Raw genomic sequence first — 16,543 nt, forward strand, 5'->3', positions numbered from 1 at the left:
CGAGCCTAGGCGCGGCCCACGCGCATCCTGACCGCGATCCGGTCGCCGACGCCGACCTGCTCCGACCTCTGGACCGCGACCTTGACGGGTAACAGATAGCCTCCATCGCGCGGGAAGAGCGACGTCGCGAACAGCGTGTCGCCGATCGTCGCCACAACGGGCACGACACCCCAGCCATAGCTTTCGGTCATCGCCGCGTAGCGGAGGGCGCCGACATGTTCGTCGGGCACCGGCGCGAAGAGGAAGGGTGCCGGCCCGTGCCATTCGATGATGACGGTTTCAAAGACGATTTCTTCCATCAGTTCCTCGGTGCCTGCCGGCGATAGCTGAGCGCCTCGGCGATATGGATGCGCCCGATATCCTGACTGCCCGCCAGATCAGCGATGGTGCGCGCCACGCGCAGGATTCGCGTATAGCCGCGCGCCGACAGCCGCATCGCTTCGGCCGCCTGTGCGAGCAGCTTGCGCCCTGCCTCGTCAGGGGTCGCAACCGCTTCGAGCAGTTCGCCGTCGATCTCGGCGTTAGTCCGCGCCTTGTGCTCCGCATAGCGTGCGGTCTGCACCGCTCGCGCCGCCGCGACGCGAGCCGCGACTTCGGCGCTGCCCTCGGCGGGCGGCGGCAGGACCAGGTCGGCGGCGCTCACCGCCTGCACTTCGACGTGCAGGTCGATGCGATCGAGCAGGGGGCCCGACAGCTTTGCCTGATAATCGGCGGCGCAGCGCGGTGCGCGGCTGCACGCAAGCGCCGGGTCGCCCAGATGACCGCACCGGCAGGGGTTCATCGCCGCCACTAACTGAACGCGCGCGGGAAAGGTCACATGCGCGTTCGCGCGCGCAACGCTGACCTCGCCCGTTTCGAGCGGTTGGCGCAGCGAATCGAGGACGCCGCGCTGGAATTCCGGCAGTTCGTCGAGGAACAGCACACCCAGGTGCGCGAGGCTGACCTCACCCGGCCGCACGCGCAGCCCGCCGCCGATGAGCGCGGGCATCGATGCCGAATGATGGGGGCTACGAAACGGCCGCGCGCGGATCAGGCCACCGCCTTCAAGCCCGCCGGCAACCGACGCAATCATGGACACTTCGAGTGCCTCGGCGGGCGAGAGGTCGGGAAGGATGCCCGGCATGCACGCCGCCATCAGCGACTTGCCCGCGCCCGGCGGTCCCGACATCATCAGATTATGCGCGCCCGCCGCGGCGATCTCGAGCGCGCGCTTTGCGGTCTCCTGCCCCTTTACCTGACGGAGGTCAGCCGCGCGCGCCGGAATCTCCACCTCTCCAGGCACCGGCGGTGCTAGCAGGGCATTACCCCTGAAATGGTTGAGCAGCGACAGGAGGTCGGGCGCGCCAAGCACCTCGACATTGCCCGCCCACGCCGCTTCGGGGCCCTGGACCGCGGGGCAGATCAGCCCGCGCTCGGCGCTGCCGGCGTGGATCGCGGCTAGCAAGACGCCGGGCGACGCCGCGACGCGTCCATCGAGCCCGAGTTCGCCGACGACCACATAGGAAGCCAGCGTTTCCGCATCGATCACCCCCATCGCACCGAGCAAGGCCAATGCGATCGGAAGGTCGTAGTGGGAACCTTCCTTGGGCAGGTCGGCGGGTGACAGGTTGACCGTGATGACCTTGGGCGGGAGCGAGAGGCCGATCGCGGCGATGGCGGCGCGGACGCGTTCGCGGCTTTCGCCCACCGCCTTGTCGGGAAGGCCGACGACGACGAATCGCGGAACGCCGGGCGTGACCTGGCACTGCACCTCAACCCCGCGGGCTTCGATGCCGAGATACGCGACAGTGGAAACGACTGCGACCATCTTTCCCCCGGAACCGCACCGTTGTGCCCCCTTTGTTCCATCCCCTCTTTAGGCGAAGTGACGGGAAGGTCGAGTCTTTTTCGGAAGTTGGCGAAAAGCCTGCCCCCGCGAAGGCGGGGGTGCCGCGGAGCGTAACCCCGATTGCATATTTGACAACATACCAACTAGTCGGTATGTCGATTCGCATGACGACGAATCAGCCCCCCTCGATCCCCGCAGCCGCCGCCCGCGATGTCCCCCCGGCGGGCGGCGGTACTGCGGGAGTGCGCGCCCCGCGGGGCAGCGCGCGGGCGCGGCTGATCGCGGCGGCGCATGCCACCGTACGCAAGCAGGGCTATTCGGCGACGACGGTCGACCAGATCTGCGCCGCCGCGGGCGTGACCAAGGGCGCCTTTTTCCATCACTTCGCTTCGAAGGAAGAACTGGCGATCGCGGCGGCAGAGGGCTGGACCGAGCGTGCGCGACCGATGTTCGAACTGGCGCCGCATGTGAAGCTGGACGATCCGCTCGACCGCCTGCTCGGCCATATCGATTTCCGCCTGTCGATGCTCGACGGACCGACTGAGGATTATACCTGCTTCGTCGGCACGATGGTGCAGGAAGCCTATGCGACCAACGACCGCATCCGCGCCGCGTGCGAAGCGAGCATCAACGCCTATTGCCAGGCGCTCGCCCCCGACATTCAGGCCGCGATGGATGTTTACGGGGTGCCCGAGGATATCACCGCACTTGGCCTTGCCCAACATGTCCAGTCGGTGCTGCAGGGCGCCTTCGTCCTGGCGAAAACGACGAACGATCCGGCGATTGCGCGCGGCACCGTCACCCATTTGAAGCGTTATGTGCGGATGCTGTTCGGCAGCGGAGGCGCGTCATGACGCGGCGCGTAATTGCCGCCGCGCGCCGCGCGCGCTGACTTCAATAATCACCACCCCCAAGGAGAGAGTAGATGCCCCAGATGATTTTCGTGAACCTGCCGGTCACCGACCTTGAAAAGTCGAAGGCCTTTTACGAGGCGGTCGGCGCGGCGAACAACCCCGCCTTCACCGACGACACCGCGGCCTGCATGGTGGTCGAGGAAGGATCGATCCACGTCATGCTGCTGACGCATGAAAAATGGGCGACCTTCACGTCGAAGACGATCCCCGACGCACACAGCACCGCGCAGGTCCTGATCTGCGTTTCAGCCGACAGCCGCGAAGCCGTCGACGGACAGGTCGACAAGGCAGTCAAGGCGGGCGGCAAGGCCGACCCGACCCCGACACAGGATTATGGCTTCATGTACGGCCGCAGCTTCGAAGATCCCGACGGCCATATCTGGGAAGTGATGTGGATGGACCCCACCGCGATCCCCGCCGGCGAACCCGCCGAAGCCAACGCATAAAATGAAAAAGGGAGGAGGAAGAGGATGACAGACCAACAAACCGGCAAGGGTCAGTTGATCGCAGGCTATGTCTTGAGTGGCCTGGTGATCCTCTTCCTTCTCTTCGATGCGGGGCTCAAGCTGGTCTCACCCGAAACCGCAATCAAATATAGCCCGCCCGATCTCGGATGGCCGCTCGACGTCCCGACGATGACGATGCTCGGCATACTGCTACTGATCCCGACCCTGCTCTATATCTGGCCGCGCACCGCGATCCTCGGTGCGATCTTGATAACCGGCTATCTCGGCGGCGCGATCGGCACGCATGTGCGCATCAACAGCCCGCTGTTCAGCCACAGCCTGTTCGGCGTTTACCTGGGCATCATGCTGTGGGGCGGCCTGTGGCTGCGCGACCCGCGCCTCCGCGCGCTGATCCCGCTGCGGACAGGAGCAAGCGCATGAGCTTTCAGGCCTATCTCGACAATGTCGAAGCCAAGACCGGCAAATCGGCCGACGAACTGAAAAGCTTCGCGATCGACAAGGGCCTGGCCGACGAAAGCGGCCTCGCCCCCGGCGTCAAGGCAACCGCGATCGTCGACTGGCTGAAAAGCGACTTCGACCTGGGCCACGGCCACGCGATGTCGATCGTCGCCTATATCAAAGGGAAGAGGAGCTGATCATGTCCGCCCGAACCGAGGCCATGCCCGAAATCACTGCCTACCGATCGGTGCCGGATTTCGCTTACGGCCGTATCAAGGACGTCCGCGTCCGCTGGGCGCTCGACGAAATCGGCCAACCCTATCGCACGCGGCTGATCGGCGGCATTTTCGAGGACAAGGCGCCGGCCTATCTTTCCGATCAGCCGTTCGGGCAAGTTCCGGTTTACAAGGAAGGCGACCTGACCCTGTTCGAAACGGGGTCGATCCTGATCCACATCGGCGAAGCCGACGAGCGTCTGTTGCCACGCGACGCGAAAGGGCGCGGGCGCGCCATCAGCTGGATGATCGCCGCGCTCAACAGCGTCGAACCGATGATCCAGACCCTGGTCGTGCTGACCGTCAAGGGACAGGGCACCGACTGGCTCGCCGGTGCGATCGAAGCGGCGAAGCCCTTTGCCGAGCAGCGGCTGTCCCGATTGTCGCAGGCGCTGGGCGACCGCGACTGGCTGGAAGATCATTTTTCGATCGGCGACATCGTGATGGTCGATGTGCTCCGCAACGCAAATCCGGAATTGCTGGCGCCGCATCCCAATCTGACCGCCTATGTCGCGCGCGGAAAAGCCCGCCCGGCCTTTCAGAGCGCGATGGCGGCGCATCTGGCCGACTGCGCAGTCGGCGAACCCCTACCCGCCTGAACCCCACAAACGAGGAGAGATCGCCATGCCTGTGAACCCCGACAGCAAGATCGAAGTCACTGCCTTTGACTGGGTCCCCGATTTCGCGCGCGGTTATGTCCGCGACCTCCGCCCGCGCTGGGCCTGCGAGGAAATCGGACTCGACTATGCCGAACATCTGATCAGCGCGATCAACCGCCCCGCCGACCATTTCCTGTTCCAGCCGTGGGGCCAGGTCCCGGTGCTCAACGATGGCGGTATCCGCCTGTTCGAGAGCGGCGCGATCCTGCTTCACCTCGCCGAAAAGGACGCGCGGCTGATGCCCCGCGACCCGCAGGCGCGCGCCAACACACTCGCCTGGCTGTTCGCGGCCTATAACAGCGTCGAGCCGATGCTGTTCGAGCTTGGCAATGTCGACATTTTCTCGACCGAAGAGGAATGGGCGAAGCTGCGCCGTCCGAGCCTGATCGAATTCATTCAGGGTCGGCTCGGCCGCTTGAACGACGCGATCGGCGACAAACACTATCTGACAGGCGAATTCACCGTCGCCGACATCGCGATGGCAACGGTGCTGCGCGAAGCCGTCGAGGCGGGCTTGATCGCCGAGCAACCGCGATTGCAGGCCTATCTCGATCGCTGCCTCGCCCGCCCCGCCTTTCAACGCGCGATGGACGCGCAGCTGGCCGCCTTCAGCGAAGAAGCGGGACCGCCCGCCGCCTGAAACCCTCCCACCCCCCAAGGAGAGACAAGATGACCTATGTAGAAGGATTTGTGGTCGCGGTGCCGACCGCCAACAAGGAAGCCTATCGCAAGCACGCCGCCGACGCCGCGCCGCTGTTCAAGGAATTCGGCGTCGCGCGCATGGTCGAATGCTGGGGCGACGACGTGCCCGACGGCAAGGTCAACGATTTCAAGGGCGCCGTGCAGGCGAAGCCCGACGAAACCGTCGTGTTCAGCTGGTTCGAATATCCCGACAGGGCGACGCGCGACGCCGCAAACCAAAAGATGATGAGCGACCCGCGTATGGAAGCGATGGGCGGCGAGATGCCGTTCGACGCGAAGCGGATGATCATCGGCGGCTTCGACTCGATCGTCGACGATCGGGCCGCAGGCTCGACCTCCTATGTCGACGGCTATGTCGTCCCCGTGCCCGACGGCAACAAGGAAGCCTATCGCGCGCTGGCGCAAAAGGCGTCCGAAGTGTTCCGCGACTATGGCGCGACGCGCGTCGTCGAGGCGTGGGGCGACGATGTTCCCGACGGCAAGGTCACCGATTATGCCCGCGCCGCGCACAAGAAGGACGGCGAGACCGTCGTCTATAGCTGGGTCGAGTGGCCCAACAAGGAAGCGCGCACGACGGGTTGGGAAAAGATGATGACCGACGAGCGGATGAAGCATGATCCGGAGAATAATCCGTTCGACGGTGCGCGCATGATCTACGGCGGTTTCGCACCGATCGTCGAGGCCTGACTTTGCTCCTCCTTGTCGCGAAGCGATGGGGAGGTGGCAGCCCGCATGGCTGACGGAGGGGCGATGGCGCGACGTCGCCGCCCCTCCACCATCCTTCGGATGGTCCCCCTCCCCATCGCTTCGCGGCAGGGAGGATCGCTGGGAAGAGAACCGATGGCCGATACACAAACACCCGAACATCGCACCGCGTCCTGCCAATGCGGCGCAGTGACGCTCGAACTCACCGGCAAGCCGATCGTCGCGGCGACCTGTTATTGCCAGAGCTGTCAGACGGCGGGACGCGCCTTCGCGGCGCTTCCCGGCGCGCCGGCGGTGGTCGGCGCCGACGGGGGCACACCCTATCTGCTCGTCCGCAAGGATCGCCTCGCCTGGCTGTCGGGGTCGGACAAATTGGACGAACACCGGCTGACCCCCGAATCGCCGACGCGGCGGTTCGTCGCGCGGTGCTGCAACGCGCCGATCGCGCTCGAATTTACCAAGGGGCATTGGCTGAGCGTCTATTCCGGCCGCATCCCCGAAGGCGAGCGTCCGGCGGCCGAGATGCGGACGATCGTCGGCGACCGGCCCGCAGGCGTCGAGTTGCCCGACGACATCCCCAATTACAAATCGCCTTCGGGCAAGTTCATGTGGCGCTTGCTCACCGCATGGATCGCGATGGGCTTTCGCGCCCCGCCGATCGAAGCGACGAAGGGATATGCGCGATGAGCAAAAGCCTCGAACGCGTCGAAATGCTCAATTTCACGAGCCCCGGCCATGTCGTGCGCGTCGAGAAGGCGAAATATGACGCGATGAAGGACGCGCTGCTCGCGGCCGTGCCCAGCGCTCAGCCCGGCCTCACCGTCGCCGAGGTCAAGGCGCGCGTGCTGCCTTTGCTGCCCGAGGATTTGTTTCCCGGCGGCGCGAAAGCGGGCTGGTGGCTGAAGGGCGTTCAGCTCGATCTCGAGGCGCGCGGGCTGATCGCGCGCGAAAATGTAAAGCCGCTGCGGCTGCACCGGCTATAAGCCCGACCAGAAGGAAGCAGGCCATGGAACATCTGTCCTTCCCGAACGAAAGCCCCGCCTATCGCGCCGCGCGCGCCGCGCTGCTCGACGACGAAATCGCATTGCGCCGTCAGATCGAGGCGGTCGCCGCCAAGCGCCGCGCGCTGCCGCCGGGCGGCGAGGTGCCCGAGGATTATGAATTCGAGCGGATCGGCGCATATCAGCGTCCCGAGCGCATCAAGCTGTCCGAGCTGTTCGAGAGTAAGCCAAGCATCATCATGCAAAGCTTCATGTTCGGGGCCGAGCGCGACAAGCCGTGCAACGGCTGCACCCATATGCTCGACGCGATCGACGGCAGCGCACGCCATATCGGGCAGCGCGCGCCCTTCTATGTCGTCGCCAAGTCGCCGATCGCGCGGCTGGAGGCGTGGGCGAAGGACCGGCGCTGGCCGCACCTGACCTTTCTGTCCGACGTCGACGGACGTTATTCAGCGGATTATTTCGGCGACACGTCGAAACTGTCCGACGCCAAGCGCACCGAGCATGGCATGAAGCCGGGCGAGAATTGGGACGAGACGATCTTCAACGTCTTCCGCAAGGACGGCAACGCGATCCGCCACGTCTGGGCGAGCGAGATGGCCTATGCACCCGAAGACCCCGGCCAGCACCACCGCGCGGGCGACCTTGTCGATCCGCTCTGGGGCCTGCTCGACATGACGCCCGAGGGGCGCGGCGACTGGTTCCCCAGCCTGACTTACTGACAGAAAAATCGAGGAGAGAGACGATGAGCGAGCCGAGCAACTTCATCTGGTACGAGCTGATGACTCCCGATCCTGCGGGTGCGGCGCGCTTCTATGGCGCGGTGGTCGGCTGGACGATCGCCGACACCGGCGAACAGACCGCGGGCGGCGTCGATTACCGCATGATCGGGCGCAGCGATGGCGGCAATGCCGGCGGCGTGCTGGCTCTTAATGCCGACATGATTGCGGGCGGCGCCCGCCCGATCTGGATCGGCTATCTCCACGTTGCCGATGTCGATGCCGCGGTTGCGGCGATCAAGGCCGACGGCGGCAGCGTGCATATGCCGGCGATGGACATTCCGGTCGGGCGTATCGCAATGGTCGCCGACCCGCAGGGCGCAGTCTTCTATGTCATGGACCCCAAGCCGCCCGAGGGAATGGAAGGCATGGAGAGGGACGTCTTTTCGGTGACCGAGGCACAGCATGTGCGCTGGAACGAGCTGGCGACGAGCGATTCCGACGCCGCGATCGCTTTCTATAAAGAGCATTTCGGCTGGGGGCAGGAAGGCGAGATGCCGATGGGCGAGCTTGGCGCGTACCGCTTCATCCAGCGCGGCGAGGTCGGGCTGGGCGCGGTGATGCCGTTGATGGAAGGTTATCCGGTCCCGGTGTGGAATTTCTATATCGGCGTCGACGATATCGACCGCGCGCATGCCGCCGTGACCGCGAACGGCGGCACGATCACCAACGAACCGATGGAAATCCCCGGCGGCGAATATGCGATGAACGCCATCGATCCGCAGGGTGCGCCGGTCGGCTTCGTCGGGCCGCGCAAATAATCGAAGGAGAGCGACGATGGACAATCAGGGCCCGACCACCGGCCTCACCCCGCATATCGCGATCGCCGACAAGCGCGCGAGTGAGGCCATCGACTTTTACATCAAGGCGTTCGGCGCGACTGAAAATGTGCGCGTGCCCGCCGACGACGGCGTGCGGTTGATGCACGCGCATCTGACGATCAACGGCGCGTCGCTGATGATGCACGACGAATTTCCCGAATATGTCAGCGAACCGTCGGGCAAGCCCGATGGCGTGACACTGCACCTGCAGGTCGACGATGCCGACGCGTGGTTCGAACGCGCGGTTGCCGCGGGCGCAAGCGTCGTGATGCCACTCGACAATATGTTCTGGGGGGACCGCTATGCCCAGATAAAGGATCCGTTCGGCCATCAATGGTCGATCGGCGGGCCCATCAAAGGAGAGTGAAAATGACGAACCAACCGACGAGCCAACCCGTGAGCCTCTGCCTCTGGTACGACAAGGATGCCGAGGAAGCGGCGAATTTCTATGCCGCGACCTTCCCGAACAGCAGCGTGGGCGCCGTTCACAAAGCACCCGGCGATTTTCCCGGCGGCAAAAAGGGCGACGCGCTGACGGTCGACTTTACCGTGCTGGGCATAGCGTGCGTCGGGCTCAACGGCGGCCCGATCTTTCCGCACAGCGAGGCCTTTTCCTTCCAGGTCCATACCGACACGCAGGAGGAAACCGACCGTTATTGGAACGCGATCGTCGGCAACGGCGGCAAGGAAAGTGCGTGCGGCTGGTGCAAGGACAAATGGGGCCTGAACTGGCAGATCACCCCGCGCGTGCTGACCGACGCGACGATGGGCGGCGATCCCGAGGTCGCCAAGCGCGCGTTCGACGCGATGATGACGATGCAGAAGATCGATATCGCGAAGATCGAGGCCGCGGTGCGGGGTGAAGCCGTTGGCGCGGCGTAACCCGGCGCTCTTCGCATGGGTGCTCTGCGGCACGCTCGACATCGTCTATGCGTCGGTGTCGAGCCTGTTGCAGGGCGGTACCGTCTCTTCGATGCTCCATGCGGTGGCGAGCGGGCCGTTCGGCGACGCCGCGCGCGGCTGGGGCATCGGCGGCGATATCGCGGGCCTCGCGACCCATTATACGATCATGGGCGCGATGGTCGCGACATGGTTTTTCGTTGCGCGGCGCTGGAGCGCGCTGACGGCGTGGCCCTGGTGGCTGACCGGAACGCTTTACGGGCTGCTGCTCTATGTCATCATGAACGGGATCGTGCTGCCGCTGCGCTTCGGCTTGCCCTTCCCGCCGACCGACCTTGCGAAGGGCGCGATCGCGCTTTTCCCGCACATCTTCTTCGTCGGCTGGCCGCTCGCCTGGCTGACGCGCAAGGATAGCAATTGATGCTGATCTATTATGGCCACCCCTTTTCGTCCTACACATGGAAGGTGCTGATCGCGCTCTACGAAAAGGGCATCGAATTCGACTATCGCTCGGTCGATCCGGCGTTCCCCGACCATATGCCCGAATTGCGGGCGCATTGGCCGGTCGGACAGTTCCCGCTGCTCGTCCACGACGGCGTGCCCTGGTTCGAATCGTCGATCATCATCGAATATCTCGACCATCTGGTGCCCGAACCGCGCCTGATCCCGCAGGATTTTGACGCGGCGCTAAAGGTCCGGCTGTTCGACCGCATCTTCGATCATCATGTGATGAACCGGATGCAGGAGGTGGTGAACGACGCGTTGCGCGGGCCCGAAAATCATCTGCCGATCATCGTCGAACAAACGCATGCGCGGCTCGATACCATCTATGCCTGGCTCGACAAGGAGCTGGCGGGCGGCGGCTGGGCGACGCCCTATGGATTCACGCTCGCCGATTGCGCCGCGGCGCCGTCGCTTTTCTATGCCGACTGGGTCTATCAAATCCCGGAGAAGTACGAGAATTTGCGCGCCTATCGCGCTCGCCTGCTCGCGCATCCGACCGTTTCGCGGTGCGTCGAGGAGGCGCGGCCATACCGTCCCTACTTCCCGCTTGGCGCGCCCGACCGCGATTGATCCAGGCCGTCCCATATCGGGGTTAACGGCGCGCTGACGTTGCCTGTTCGCCATTTGATAGGCGCGCACGCGCGAAGGCGGACGCATGGTTTCGCCGTCCGCCTCCATGCACGCCTTCGTCCGTACGCTCATCATCGCCGCACTCGCGGCGGTGCTGGCGTTCGCGCCGGCGCATGCGCAGCAGGTCATGACGATCACCACGACGACGGTGACCTGGACCTATGACGATGCAGGCGAAGACGACGGCGCTGAATTTATCGACGAGGACGCCGCACTCCTGGGCGACGAGGCGCTCGCCGAAGACGCCGATTTCGCCTCCACGCGCCGCTATGCGCCTGCCGCCACGCTCGCGACGCTCGGCCATGCGAAAGCGGCCTATGGCCCCTTTTCGGTGATCGACAGCACGACCGTGCGCATGGCCGGCGACGTCACCTCCGCCACGCCGCGCCAGTTCGCGGCGATGCTGGCGGCATACCCCGGGCTCAAGCGGCTCGAGATGGTCGATTGCCCCGGCAGCCTGGATGAAGAAGCAAACCTGATCCTGGCGCGCGCAGTCCGCCGGCAGGGCATGGAAACGGTCGTTCCCGCGGGCGGCTCGATCCGCTCGGGCGCGGTGGAACTCTGGCTCGCCGGTGTCACCCGCCGTGCCGCGCCCGACGCGGAATTCGGCGTCCATAGCTGGGCGGACGAATATGGCCGCGAGGCGAACGACTATCCGGCGAACGATCCGGTCCATGCCGAATATCTCGGCTACTACCGCGAAATGGGTATGGATGCCGCCAAGGCCCGCGCTTTTTACACGCTCACCAACAGCACATCGTTCGACGATGTCCGCTATCTGACGCGCGACGACATGGCACGCTTCGTCACGCTCAACTGACTGTCGCGACCGCTGCGCTCGAGAAGGCGCTTTCGACCGGTTGCAGACCTCCCCATCATCGTCACCCCGGACTTGATCCGGGGTCCCGCTTGAGGTCGAAGCCATTGGGCGCGTCAAAAAGCGGGATCCCGGGTCAAGCCCGGGATGACGGACGTGGGGGACGGGATGTCCGCTTCCCACCCCAAAACAGACATCACCTCCAAATAGGTCTTTCCTACATTATCCGGCTGTGCAAGCCTTCATCCGGCTCTTTCATTCGGTGAACAAAAAGGCGGTCGCTGCCTGGCTTGGGGTGCGACCATGATCGGACGTGCCGCGCACATCCAGCGCTCCGCGACTGGCAAATCGGCGCGCTCATAGGGCTGAACTTTCCTGAACTTTGGAATATTGCGCAGCCCTTGCGCCGACCCGATCCCGGATTCAGCGGGCGATGTCCAAAGAGGGTAACGACAGCTCTCCACCCAAAAACCGCTGCTCGCGATCATCAATCCTCGCGCGCCAAGCTGCTTTATCCTTGTAACACGCCGCCGCCTCCCCCACATCGCCCCCATGGCGAAGCGGAGCCTTTATCAGCGATTGCGATCGACCGCGCAGGTCCGGCTGGCGCTGTTCATCCTCGGCGTGGTGATGATGGCGATCGCCCCGATCGTCGGCATCTTGCCGGGCCCCGGCTTCATCATTCTTTTCCCGCTCGGGCTGATGCTGTGCCTGCAGAACAGCGCGTGGGCGAAGCGCATCTATGTCCGCTTCAAATGGCGCCACCCGCGCTATGCGGCATGGACCGACCGCGTGATGCGCCGCGCAAGCGCAGCGCGAAAGCGCGAGCGGGCAGCACTGGAAACGATCAAAAAGGCCGCATTCCACGGCAAGGCACCGGAAAACCGCCGCGATGGGAATTGACTTTGCGCCGACTCTCGCTTATCCGCGCCCCCATCAGTGGCCGCCCACGTTTGGCGGCCCTTTTCTGTTAGAGCCTTTAGAGAGAATTTGGGGATACCGCGATGAAGCGTACCTATCAACCGAGCCGCCTCGTTCGCAAGCGTCGCCACGGTTTCCGCGCCCGCAAGGCGACTGTCGGCGGCCGCAAGGTTCTCGCCAACCGCCGCGCCCAGGGCCGCAAGAAGCTGTCGGCCTGATCGCTGACGCTTCTGCGCCAGCCCGTCTGGTGCGAACGCTTTCAAAACGTAGTGAATTTTTGGCCGCCAACCGCGGCCTTCGCTTTCCCATGCCCGGCTTTGTCCTGCTCGTCCGCCAGCGCGGCGACGGCGACGATTCGCTGGGCATCGGCTATACCGTCAGCAAGAAGGTCGGCAACGCCGTCACCCGCAACCGGATGAAGCGCCGGCTGCGTGAACTGTGCCGCGCCGCGCTGCCCGAATCGGGGATCGTCGGCGCCGACCATGTGCTGATCGGCCGGCCGGGCGGCAACGACATCGTCTTTGCCGAGCTTGGCGAGCATCTCGATTCGGCGCTGAAGCGCGCAGCGAAGAAGCTGGCAGCAAAGCCGTCATGAGCGTCGCCCTTCCCCTTTCTCGTCACCCCGGACTTGATCCGGGGTCCCGCTTTTCAACGTCGCTGAGCGGGACCCCGGATCAAGTCCGGGGTGACGAAGAGGAAAAAGCATCAATCGCGCGTGAAGTTGCGCAGTTTTTCGGGCTTTTTGCATGATTGCAAAATTGCTCATCCTGATCGCCCGCGGGTGGCAAATCGGCCCCTCGCGCATCCTTCCGCCCACCTGCCGTTACTCGCCGTCATGCAGCAGCTACGCGATCACCGCGCTCCAGCGTCATGGTGCGATCAAGGGTGGCTGGCTGGCGACAAAGCGGCTATTGCGCTGCCATCCTTGGGGCGGTCACGGCTACGACCCCGTGCCTTAGGCGCGGCACTTCCCGACATTTGATACGAAGAGAGACCAACGAGCGTGGACGACAAGCGTAACATGATCACGGCCATCCTGCTGTCGGTGGCAATCCTGATCGGCTGGAATTTCGTCTCCGAGAAATTCTTTCCCACGCCCGACAAGCCCGATGTGACCAGGACGGTCGCGGGTCCGGATGGCGCAGCGCCCGCGGCAACGCCGGGCCAGCCCGCCGCGCTGCCCGCCCCCGGCGTGCCCGCCACCGCGCCGCAGGCGATCCGCCCGGTCGAGGCCGTGCTGGGCGAAGGCAACCGCATTCCGATCGACACTCCGGCGATCAAGGGGTCGATCAACCTCGTCGGCGCGCGCGTCGACGACATCACGCTCAGCAAATATCGTCAGACGATCAAGAAGGATTCGCCCGCCGTCCGCCTGTTCGCGCCCGCCGGCACCAAAGCCGCCTATTTCGCGAGCATCGGCTGGTCGGCGCAGGGCATCGTGGTTCCCGGCGCCAGCACGGTCTGGACCGCGAGCGGCACCAAGCTGACCCCATCGACCCCCGTGACCCTGAGCTGGTCGAACACGACCGGCCAGACCTTCCGTATCGAATACAGCATCGACGATGATTATCTGATCACCGCGAAACAGACGATCGCCAACACGGGCGCCACGCCCGTCGCAGTGCGCAGCGGCACCTATATCGACCGCACCGGCAAACCGACCGACCCGCACGAGCAGGATAGCTGGACGATCCATGTCGGGCCGACCGGCTATCTCGACGGCAAATCGAACTTCACCAATTATGACGAGGTCGAAGAGGCCTCGAACGGTACCGTCTCCTACACGGCGGCCGGCTGGCTCGGTTTCACCGACAAATATTGGCTCGCCGCGGTCGTCCCCGCCAAGGGCGAAAAAGTCTCGGCCGCGTTCAACGCCCTGCCGGGCGGTGCCTATCGCGCCGCTTTCGCCCGCGACCTCGTCGAAGTGGCGCCGGGCAAGCAGGTCACGACCACCAGCCGCGTCTTCGCGGGCGCCAAGGAAGTCAGCACGCTCTCGCACTATCAGGACGACCAGGGCATCACGCGCCTGTCGAACGCGATCGATTGGGGCTGGTTCGAATTTTTCGAGGTGCCGATCTTCAAGCTGCTCGACTGGCTGTTCAAGCAGGTCGGCAATTTCGGCGTCGCGATCATGGTGCTGACCTTGATCATCCGCGCGCTGATGTTCCCGATCGCGCAGCGCCAGTTCGGATCGATGGCGCAGATGCGTCTTGTGCAGCCGAAGATGAAGGCGCTGCAGGAACGTTATAAGGACGACAAGCCGAAGCAGCAGCAGGAGCTGATGAAGCTCTATAAGGACGAGAAGATCAATCCGCTCGCCGGCTGTCTGCCGATCGTCATCCAGATCCCGATCTTCTATGCACTGTACAAGGTGCTGATGCTGACGATCGAAATGCGGCACCAGCCGTTCATCCTGTGGATCAAGGATCTGTCGGCGCCCGACCCGCTGCACATCCTCAACCTGTTCGGCCTGCTACCCTTCACCCCGCCGTCGATCCTGTCGATCGGCATCCTCGCGGTGATCCTGGGCATCACGATGTTCCTGCAGTTCCGCCTGAACCCGCAGGCGACCGACCCCGTGCAGCAGCAGGTATTCAAGATCATGCCGTGGCTGTTCATGTTCATCATGGCGCCGTTCGCGGCCGGCCTGCTGCTCTACTGGATCACCAACAACCTGCTGTCGATCGCGCAGCAGCAGTGGATGTATCGCAAGTTCCCGCAGCTCAAGGCGGCACCGGCGAAGTGAGCGACAACGAAGACATCGATCCGGGGGCCGACCCCGAACGGGCGGAGCGCGCACGCAAGCTGTTTTCGGGACCGATCACGTTCCTGAAATCGGCGCCCGCGCTCCAGCACCTGCCAAGCCCAAGCGTGCCCGAGATCGCGTTCGCGGGCCGCTCGAACGTCGGCAAATCGTCGCTGCTCAACGCGCTGACGAACCGCAACGGGCTCGCGCGCACGTCGGTGACGCCGGGGCGGACGCAGGAACTCAACTATTTCGATGTCGGCCAGGATCCGCTGATCTTCCGGCTCGTCGACATGCCCGGCTATGGCTTTGCCAAGGCGCCGAAGGATGTCGTCAAGAAATGGCGCTTCCTGATCAACGATTACCTCCGCGGCCGCGCGGTGCTGAAACGCACCCTGGTGCTGATCGACAGCCGCCACGGGATCAAGGATGTCGACCGCGACGTGCTCGAAATGCTCGACACCGCGGCGGTCAGCTATCGCATCGTGCTGACCAAGGCCGACAAGATCAAAGCGACTGAGCTGGAAGCGGTGCAGGCCGCGACCGAAGCCGAAGCACGCAAGCATCCCGCCGCGCATCCGCAGGTGATCGCGACGAGCAGCGAAAAGGGCATGGGCATCGCCGAACTTCGCACCGCGGTGCTGGAGGCGGTCGAGAGTTGACCTTTTCCTCCCTCCCCTTGAGGGTGGGGCCAAGGAGACCCTATGAAACTGTTTCTCGGTAACAAGGCGTATTCGAGTTGGAGCCTGCGCGGCTGGCTGGCGGTCAAGCATAGCGGCCTGCCGTTCGAGGAAGTCACCGTCCCGCTTTACGACGAAGATTGGTCGAACCGCCGCGAGGGCGACGAGTTCGCGCCGTCGGGCGGCAAGGTGCCGATCCTTTGGGACGGCGACGATATCGTCGTGTGGGACAGCCTGGCGATCATCGATTATCTCAACGAAAAGACCGGCGGGACCAAAGGATTCTGGCCCGAAGATATGGCAGCGCGCGCGATGGCGCGGTCGATGGCGGCGGAAATGCATTCGAGCTTTGCCGCTCTTCGCCGCAACCACAGCATGAATATCCGCCGCATCTACCCACCGGCCGAGCTGCTTCCCGAAGTGCAGGCCGATGTCGTCCGCATCTTCCAGATCTGGGCCGAGGCACGCGCGCGGTTCGGCGGCGAAGGCGATTTCCTCTTTGGCAGCTGGTCGGCCGCCGACATCATGTTCGCGCCCGTCGTGACGCGCTTCATCACTTACTCGATCCCGCTGCCGCGTTTCGCCGCCGCTTATGCACAGGCGGTCATCAGCCATCCATGCATGCAGGAATGGATCGGCGGCGCGCAGGCCGAGGATTGGATCATCGAGAAGTTCGAGGGGCCGGTCGAGGGATAAGGGCAATATTTGCCTGACCAGCCGGTTTCGACCGATAGCGGACCCTACATCATCATCACC

Annotated in this window: 25 protein-coding genes and 1 pseudogene; 24 read left to right on the top strand and 2 right to left on the bottom strand. The window is 64.4% G+C overall.

Annotated features, from left to right (window positions below; all coding sequences use genetic code 11):
• Positions 1-5: 5 nt before the first annotated feature.
• Both SC1_RS18145 and SC1_RS18150 read right to left on the bottom strand, forming a co-directional pair.
• Positions 6-299, bottom strand: coding sequence for a DUF1905 domain-containing protein (locus tag SC1_RS18145; protein WP_062185722.1), 294 nt, complete (start codon positions 297-299; stop codon positions 6-8).
• Positions 299-1,807, bottom strand: coding sequence for a YifB family Mg chelatase-like AAA ATPase (locus SC1_RS18150; RefSeq protein WP_062185724.1), 1,509 nt, complete (start codon positions 1,805-1,807; stop codon positions 299-301). The genes SC1_RS18145 and SC1_RS18150 overlap by 1 nt, the downstream gene beginning before the upstream one ends.
• A 185-nt stretch (positions 1,808-1,992) precedes the next feature.
• Here SC1_RS18150 and SC1_RS18155 point away from each other — a divergent pair, with 185 nt between their 5' ends.
• From SC1_RS18155 to SC1_RS18265, 24 genes and pseudogenes are all read left to right on the top strand, one after another.
• The gene (locus SC1_RS18155; RefSeq protein ID WP_083436069.1) at positions 1,993-2,682 is read left to right on the top strand and encodes a TetR/AcrR family transcriptional regulator; all 690 of its coding nucleotides are present in this window, start codon (positions 1,993-1,995) and stop codon (positions 2,680-2,682) included.
• A 71-nt stretch (positions 2,683-2,753) separates the two neighbouring features.
• Positions 2,754-3,188: a VOC family protein gene (locus tag SC1_RS18160; RefSeq protein ID WP_062185726.1), complete on the top strand. Its 435-nt coding sequence runs from the start codon at positions 2,754-2,756 to the stop codon at positions 3,186-3,188.
• 24 nt (positions 3,189-3,212) lie between these two features.
• Entirely contained in the window at positions 3,213-3,629 is a 417-nt protein-coding gene (locus SC1_RS18165) for a DoxX family protein (protein ID WP_062185728.1), read from the top strand.
• Complete coding sequence (locus SC1_RS18170; protein WP_062185730.1) at positions 3,626-3,844, top strand: DUF4287 domain-containing protein; 219 nt, start codon at positions 3,626-3,628, stop codon at positions 3,842-3,844. The genes SC1_RS18165 and SC1_RS18170 overlap by 4 nt, the downstream gene beginning before the upstream one ends.
• A 2-nt stretch (positions 3,845-3,846) precedes the next feature.
• Positions 3,847-4,521: a glutathione S-transferase family protein gene (locus SC1_RS18175; RefSeq protein ID WP_238586773.1), complete on the top strand. Its 675-nt coding sequence runs from the start codon at positions 3,847-3,849 to the stop codon at positions 4,519-4,521.
• A gap of 25 nt (positions 4,522-4,546) precedes the next feature.
• Entirely contained in the window at positions 4,547-5,221 is a 675-nt protein-coding gene (locus tag SC1_RS18180) for a glutathione S-transferase family protein (RefSeq protein ID WP_062185732.1), read from the top strand.
• A 29-nt stretch (positions 5,222-5,250) separates the two neighbouring features.
• Positions 5,251-5,547, top strand: a pseudogene (locus SC1_RS22490) (DUF1428 domain-containing protein); the annotation flags it as partial.
• An 18-nt stretch (positions 5,548-5,565) separates the two neighbouring features.
• On the top strand, positions 5,566-5,970 hold the full coding sequence (locus SC1_RS22495; RefSeq protein ID WP_302851630.1) for a DUF1428 domain-containing protein: 405 nt from the start codon (positions 5,566-5,568) through the stop codon (positions 5,968-5,970).
• Positions 5,971-6,123: 153 nt separating this feature from the next.
• Positions 6,124-6,675 carry a GFA family protein gene (locus SC1_RS18190; protein ID WP_062185737.1) on the top strand — a complete coding sequence of 184 codons (552 nt, stop codon included), beginning with the start codon at positions 6,124-6,126 and terminating at the stop codon, positions 6,673-6,675.
• Positions 6,672-6,971, top strand: coding sequence for a hypothetical protein (locus SC1_RS18195; protein ID WP_062185739.1), 300 nt, complete (start codon positions 6,672-6,674; stop codon positions 6,969-6,971). Before SC1_RS18190 ends, SC1_RS18195 begins: the two co-directional genes overlap by 4 nt.
• A 23-nt stretch (positions 6,972-6,994) precedes the next feature.
• A complete protein-coding gene (locus tag SC1_RS18200; RefSeq protein ID WP_062185741.1) occupies positions 6,995-7,711 on the top strand; it encodes a DUF899 family protein in 717 nt (238 codons plus the stop codon).
• Between the two features lie 23 nt (positions 7,712-7,734).
• The gene (locus SC1_RS18205) at positions 7,735-8,529 is read left to right on the top strand and encodes a VOC family protein (protein WP_062185743.1); all 795 of its coding nucleotides are present in this window, start codon (positions 7,735-7,737) and stop codon (positions 8,527-8,529) included.
• Positions 8,530-8,545: 16 nt separating this feature from the next.
• Positions 8,546-8,956: a glyoxalase/bleomycin resistance/extradiol dioxygenase family protein gene (locus tag SC1_RS18210; protein ID WP_062185745.1), complete on the top strand. Its 411-nt coding sequence runs from the start codon at positions 8,546-8,548 to the stop codon at positions 8,954-8,956.
• A gap of 2 nt (positions 8,957-8,958) precedes the next feature.
• Complete coding sequence (locus SC1_RS18215; protein ID WP_062185747.1) at positions 8,959-9,471, top strand: VOC family protein; 513 nt, start codon at positions 8,959-8,961, stop codon at positions 9,469-9,471.
• Positions 9,449-9,910, top strand: coding sequence for a hypothetical protein (locus tag SC1_RS18220; protein WP_238586774.1), 462 nt, complete (start codon positions 9,449-9,451; stop codon positions 9,908-9,910). Before SC1_RS18215 ends, SC1_RS18220 begins: the two co-directional genes overlap by 23 nt.
• Positions 9,910-10,563 (top strand): glutathione S-transferase family protein, encoded by a 654-nt coding sequence (locus SC1_RS18225; RefSeq protein WP_062185751.1) that lies wholly within the window; start codon positions 9,910-9,912, stop codon positions 10,561-10,563. The genes SC1_RS18220 and SC1_RS18225 overlap by 1 nt, the downstream gene beginning before the upstream one ends.
• 85 nt (positions 10,564-10,648) lie before the next feature.
• Positions 10,649-11,443, top strand: coding sequence for an alpha/beta hydrolase (locus SC1_RS18230; RefSeq protein ID WP_062185753.1), 795 nt, complete (start codon positions 10,649-10,651; stop codon positions 11,441-11,443).
• 549 nt (positions 11,444-11,992) lie between these two features.
• Positions 11,993-12,343, top strand: coding sequence for a hypothetical protein (locus tag SC1_RS18235; RefSeq protein WP_062185755.1), 351 nt, complete (start codon positions 11,993-11,995; stop codon positions 12,341-12,343).
• Between the two features lie 101 nt (positions 12,344-12,444).
• Positions 12,445-12,579, top strand: a complete 135-nt coding sequence (gene rpmH, locus SC1_RS18240; RefSeq protein WP_054586364.1) for a 50S ribosomal protein L34 — start codon at positions 12,445-12,447, stop codon at positions 12,577-12,579.
• Positions 12,580-12,608: 29 nt separating this feature from the next.
• On the top strand, positions 12,609-12,956 hold the full coding sequence (gene rnpA / locus SC1_RS18245) for a ribonuclease P protein component (protein WP_083435986.1): 348 nt from the start codon (positions 12,609-12,611) through the stop codon (positions 12,954-12,956).
• A 151-nt stretch (positions 12,957-13,107) separates the two neighbouring features.
• Positions 13,108-13,320, top strand: coding sequence for a membrane protein insertion efficiency factor YidD (gene yidD / locus SC1_RS18250; protein ID WP_062185757.1), 213 nt, complete (start codon positions 13,108-13,110; stop codon positions 13,318-13,320).
• Positions 13,321-13,364: 44 nt separating this feature from the next.
• A complete protein-coding gene (gene yidC / locus SC1_RS18255; protein ID WP_062185760.1) occupies positions 13,365-15,107 on the top strand; it encodes a membrane protein insertase YidC in 1,743 nt (580 codons plus the stop codon).
• On the top strand, positions 15,104-15,769 hold the full coding sequence (gene yihA / locus SC1_RS18260; protein WP_238586776.1) for a ribosome biogenesis GTP-binding protein YihA/YsxC: 666 nt from the start codon (positions 15,104-15,106) through the stop codon (positions 15,767-15,769). Before yidC ends, yihA begins: the two co-directional genes overlap by 4 nt.
• Positions 15,770-15,811: 42 nt before the next feature.
• Positions 15,812-16,483, top strand: coding sequence for a glutathione S-transferase family protein (locus SC1_RS18265; protein WP_062185762.1), 672 nt, complete (start codon positions 15,812-15,814; stop codon positions 16,481-16,483).
• The last annotated feature ends 60 nt before the right edge of the window (positions 16,484-16,543 follow it).

The organism is Sphingopyxis sp. C-1 (assembly GCF_001047015.1).
Taxonomy (GTDB): domain Bacteria; phylum Pseudomonadota; class Alphaproteobacteria; order Sphingomonadales; family Sphingomonadaceae; genus Sphingopyxis.

Excerpts from the sequence above, each read along its gene's own strand:
- SC1_RS18215 (WP_062185747.1), top strand. The coding sequence starts at position 8,959 with ATGACGAACCAACCGACGAGCCAACCCGTGAGCCTCTGCCTCTGGTAC.
- SC1_RS18200 (WP_062185741.1), top strand. The coding sequence starts at position 6,995 with ATGGAACATCTGTCCTTCCCGAACGAAAGCCCCGCCTATCGCGCCGCG.
- SC1_RS18230 (WP_062185753.1), top strand. The coding sequence starts at position 10,649 with ATGGTTTCGCCGTCCGCCTCCATGCACGCCTTCGTCCGTACGCTCATC.
- SC1_RS18145 (WP_062185722.1), bottom strand. The coding sequence starts at position 299 with ATGGAAGAAATCGTCTTTGAAACCGTCATCATCGAATGGCACGGGCCG.
- SC1_RS18180 (WP_062185732.1), top strand. The coding sequence starts at position 4,547 with ATGCCTGTGAACCCCGACAGCAAGATCGAAGTCACTGCCTTTGACTGG.
- rpmH (WP_054586364.1), top strand. The coding sequence starts at position 12,445 with ATGAAGCGTACCTATCAACCGAGCCGCCTCGTTCGCAAGCGTCGCCAC.
- SC1_RS18225 (WP_062185751.1), top strand. The coding sequence starts at position 9,910 with ATGCTGATCTATTATGGCCACCCCTTTTCGTCCTACACATGGAAGGTG.
- SC1_RS18195 (WP_062185739.1), top strand. The coding sequence starts at position 6,672 with ATGAGCAAAAGCCTCGAACGCGTCGAAATGCTCAATTTCACGAGCCCC.
- SC1_RS18175 (WP_238586773.1), top strand. The coding sequence starts at position 3,847 with ATGTCCGCCCGAACCGAGGCCATGCCCGAAATCACTGCCTACCGATCG.
- SC1_RS18210 (WP_062185745.1), top strand. The coding sequence starts at position 8,546 with ATGGACAATCAGGGCCCGACCACCGGCCTCACCCCGCATATCGCGATC.
- SC1_RS18235 (WP_062185755.1), top strand. The coding sequence starts at position 11,993 with ATGGCGAAGCGGAGCCTTTATCAGCGATTGCGATCGACCGCGCAGGTC.
- SC1_RS18165 (WP_062185728.1), top strand. The coding sequence starts at position 3,213 with ATGACAGACCAACAAACCGGCAAGGGTCAGTTGATCGCAGGCTATGTC.
- SC1_RS22495 (WP_302851630.1), top strand. The coding sequence starts at position 5,566 with ATGATCATCGGCGGCTTCGACTCGATCGTCGACGATCGGGCCGCAGGC.
- yidD (WP_062185757.1), top strand. The coding sequence starts at position 13,108 with ATGATTGCAAAATTGCTCATCCTGATCGCCCGCGGGTGGCAAATCGGC.
- SC1_RS18190 (WP_062185737.1), top strand. The coding sequence starts at position 6,124 with ATGGCCGATACACAAACACCCGAACATCGCACCGCGTCCTGCCAATGC.
- SC1_RS18205 (WP_062185743.1), top strand. The coding sequence starts at position 7,735 with ATGAGCGAGCCGAGCAACTTCATCTGGTACGAGCTGATGACTCCCGAT.
- SC1_RS18170 (WP_062185730.1), top strand. The coding sequence starts at position 3,626 with ATGAGCTTTCAGGCCTATCTCGACAATGTCGAAGCCAAGACCGGCAAA.
- SC1_RS18155 (WP_083436069.1), top strand. The coding sequence starts at position 1,993 with ATGACGACGAATCAGCCCCCCTCGATCCCCGCAGCCGCCGCCCGCGAT.
- SC1_RS18160 (WP_062185726.1), top strand. The coding sequence starts at position 2,754 with ATGCCCCAGATGATTTTCGTGAACCTGCCGGTCACCGACCTTGAAAAG.
- SC1_RS18150 (WP_062185724.1), bottom strand. The coding sequence starts at position 1,807 with ATGGTCGCAGTCGTTTCCACTGTCGCGTATCTCGGCATCGAAGCCCGC.
- SC1_RS18265 (WP_062185762.1), top strand. The coding sequence starts at position 15,812 with ATGAAACTGTTTCTCGGTAACAAGGCGTATTCGAGTTGGAGCCTGCGC.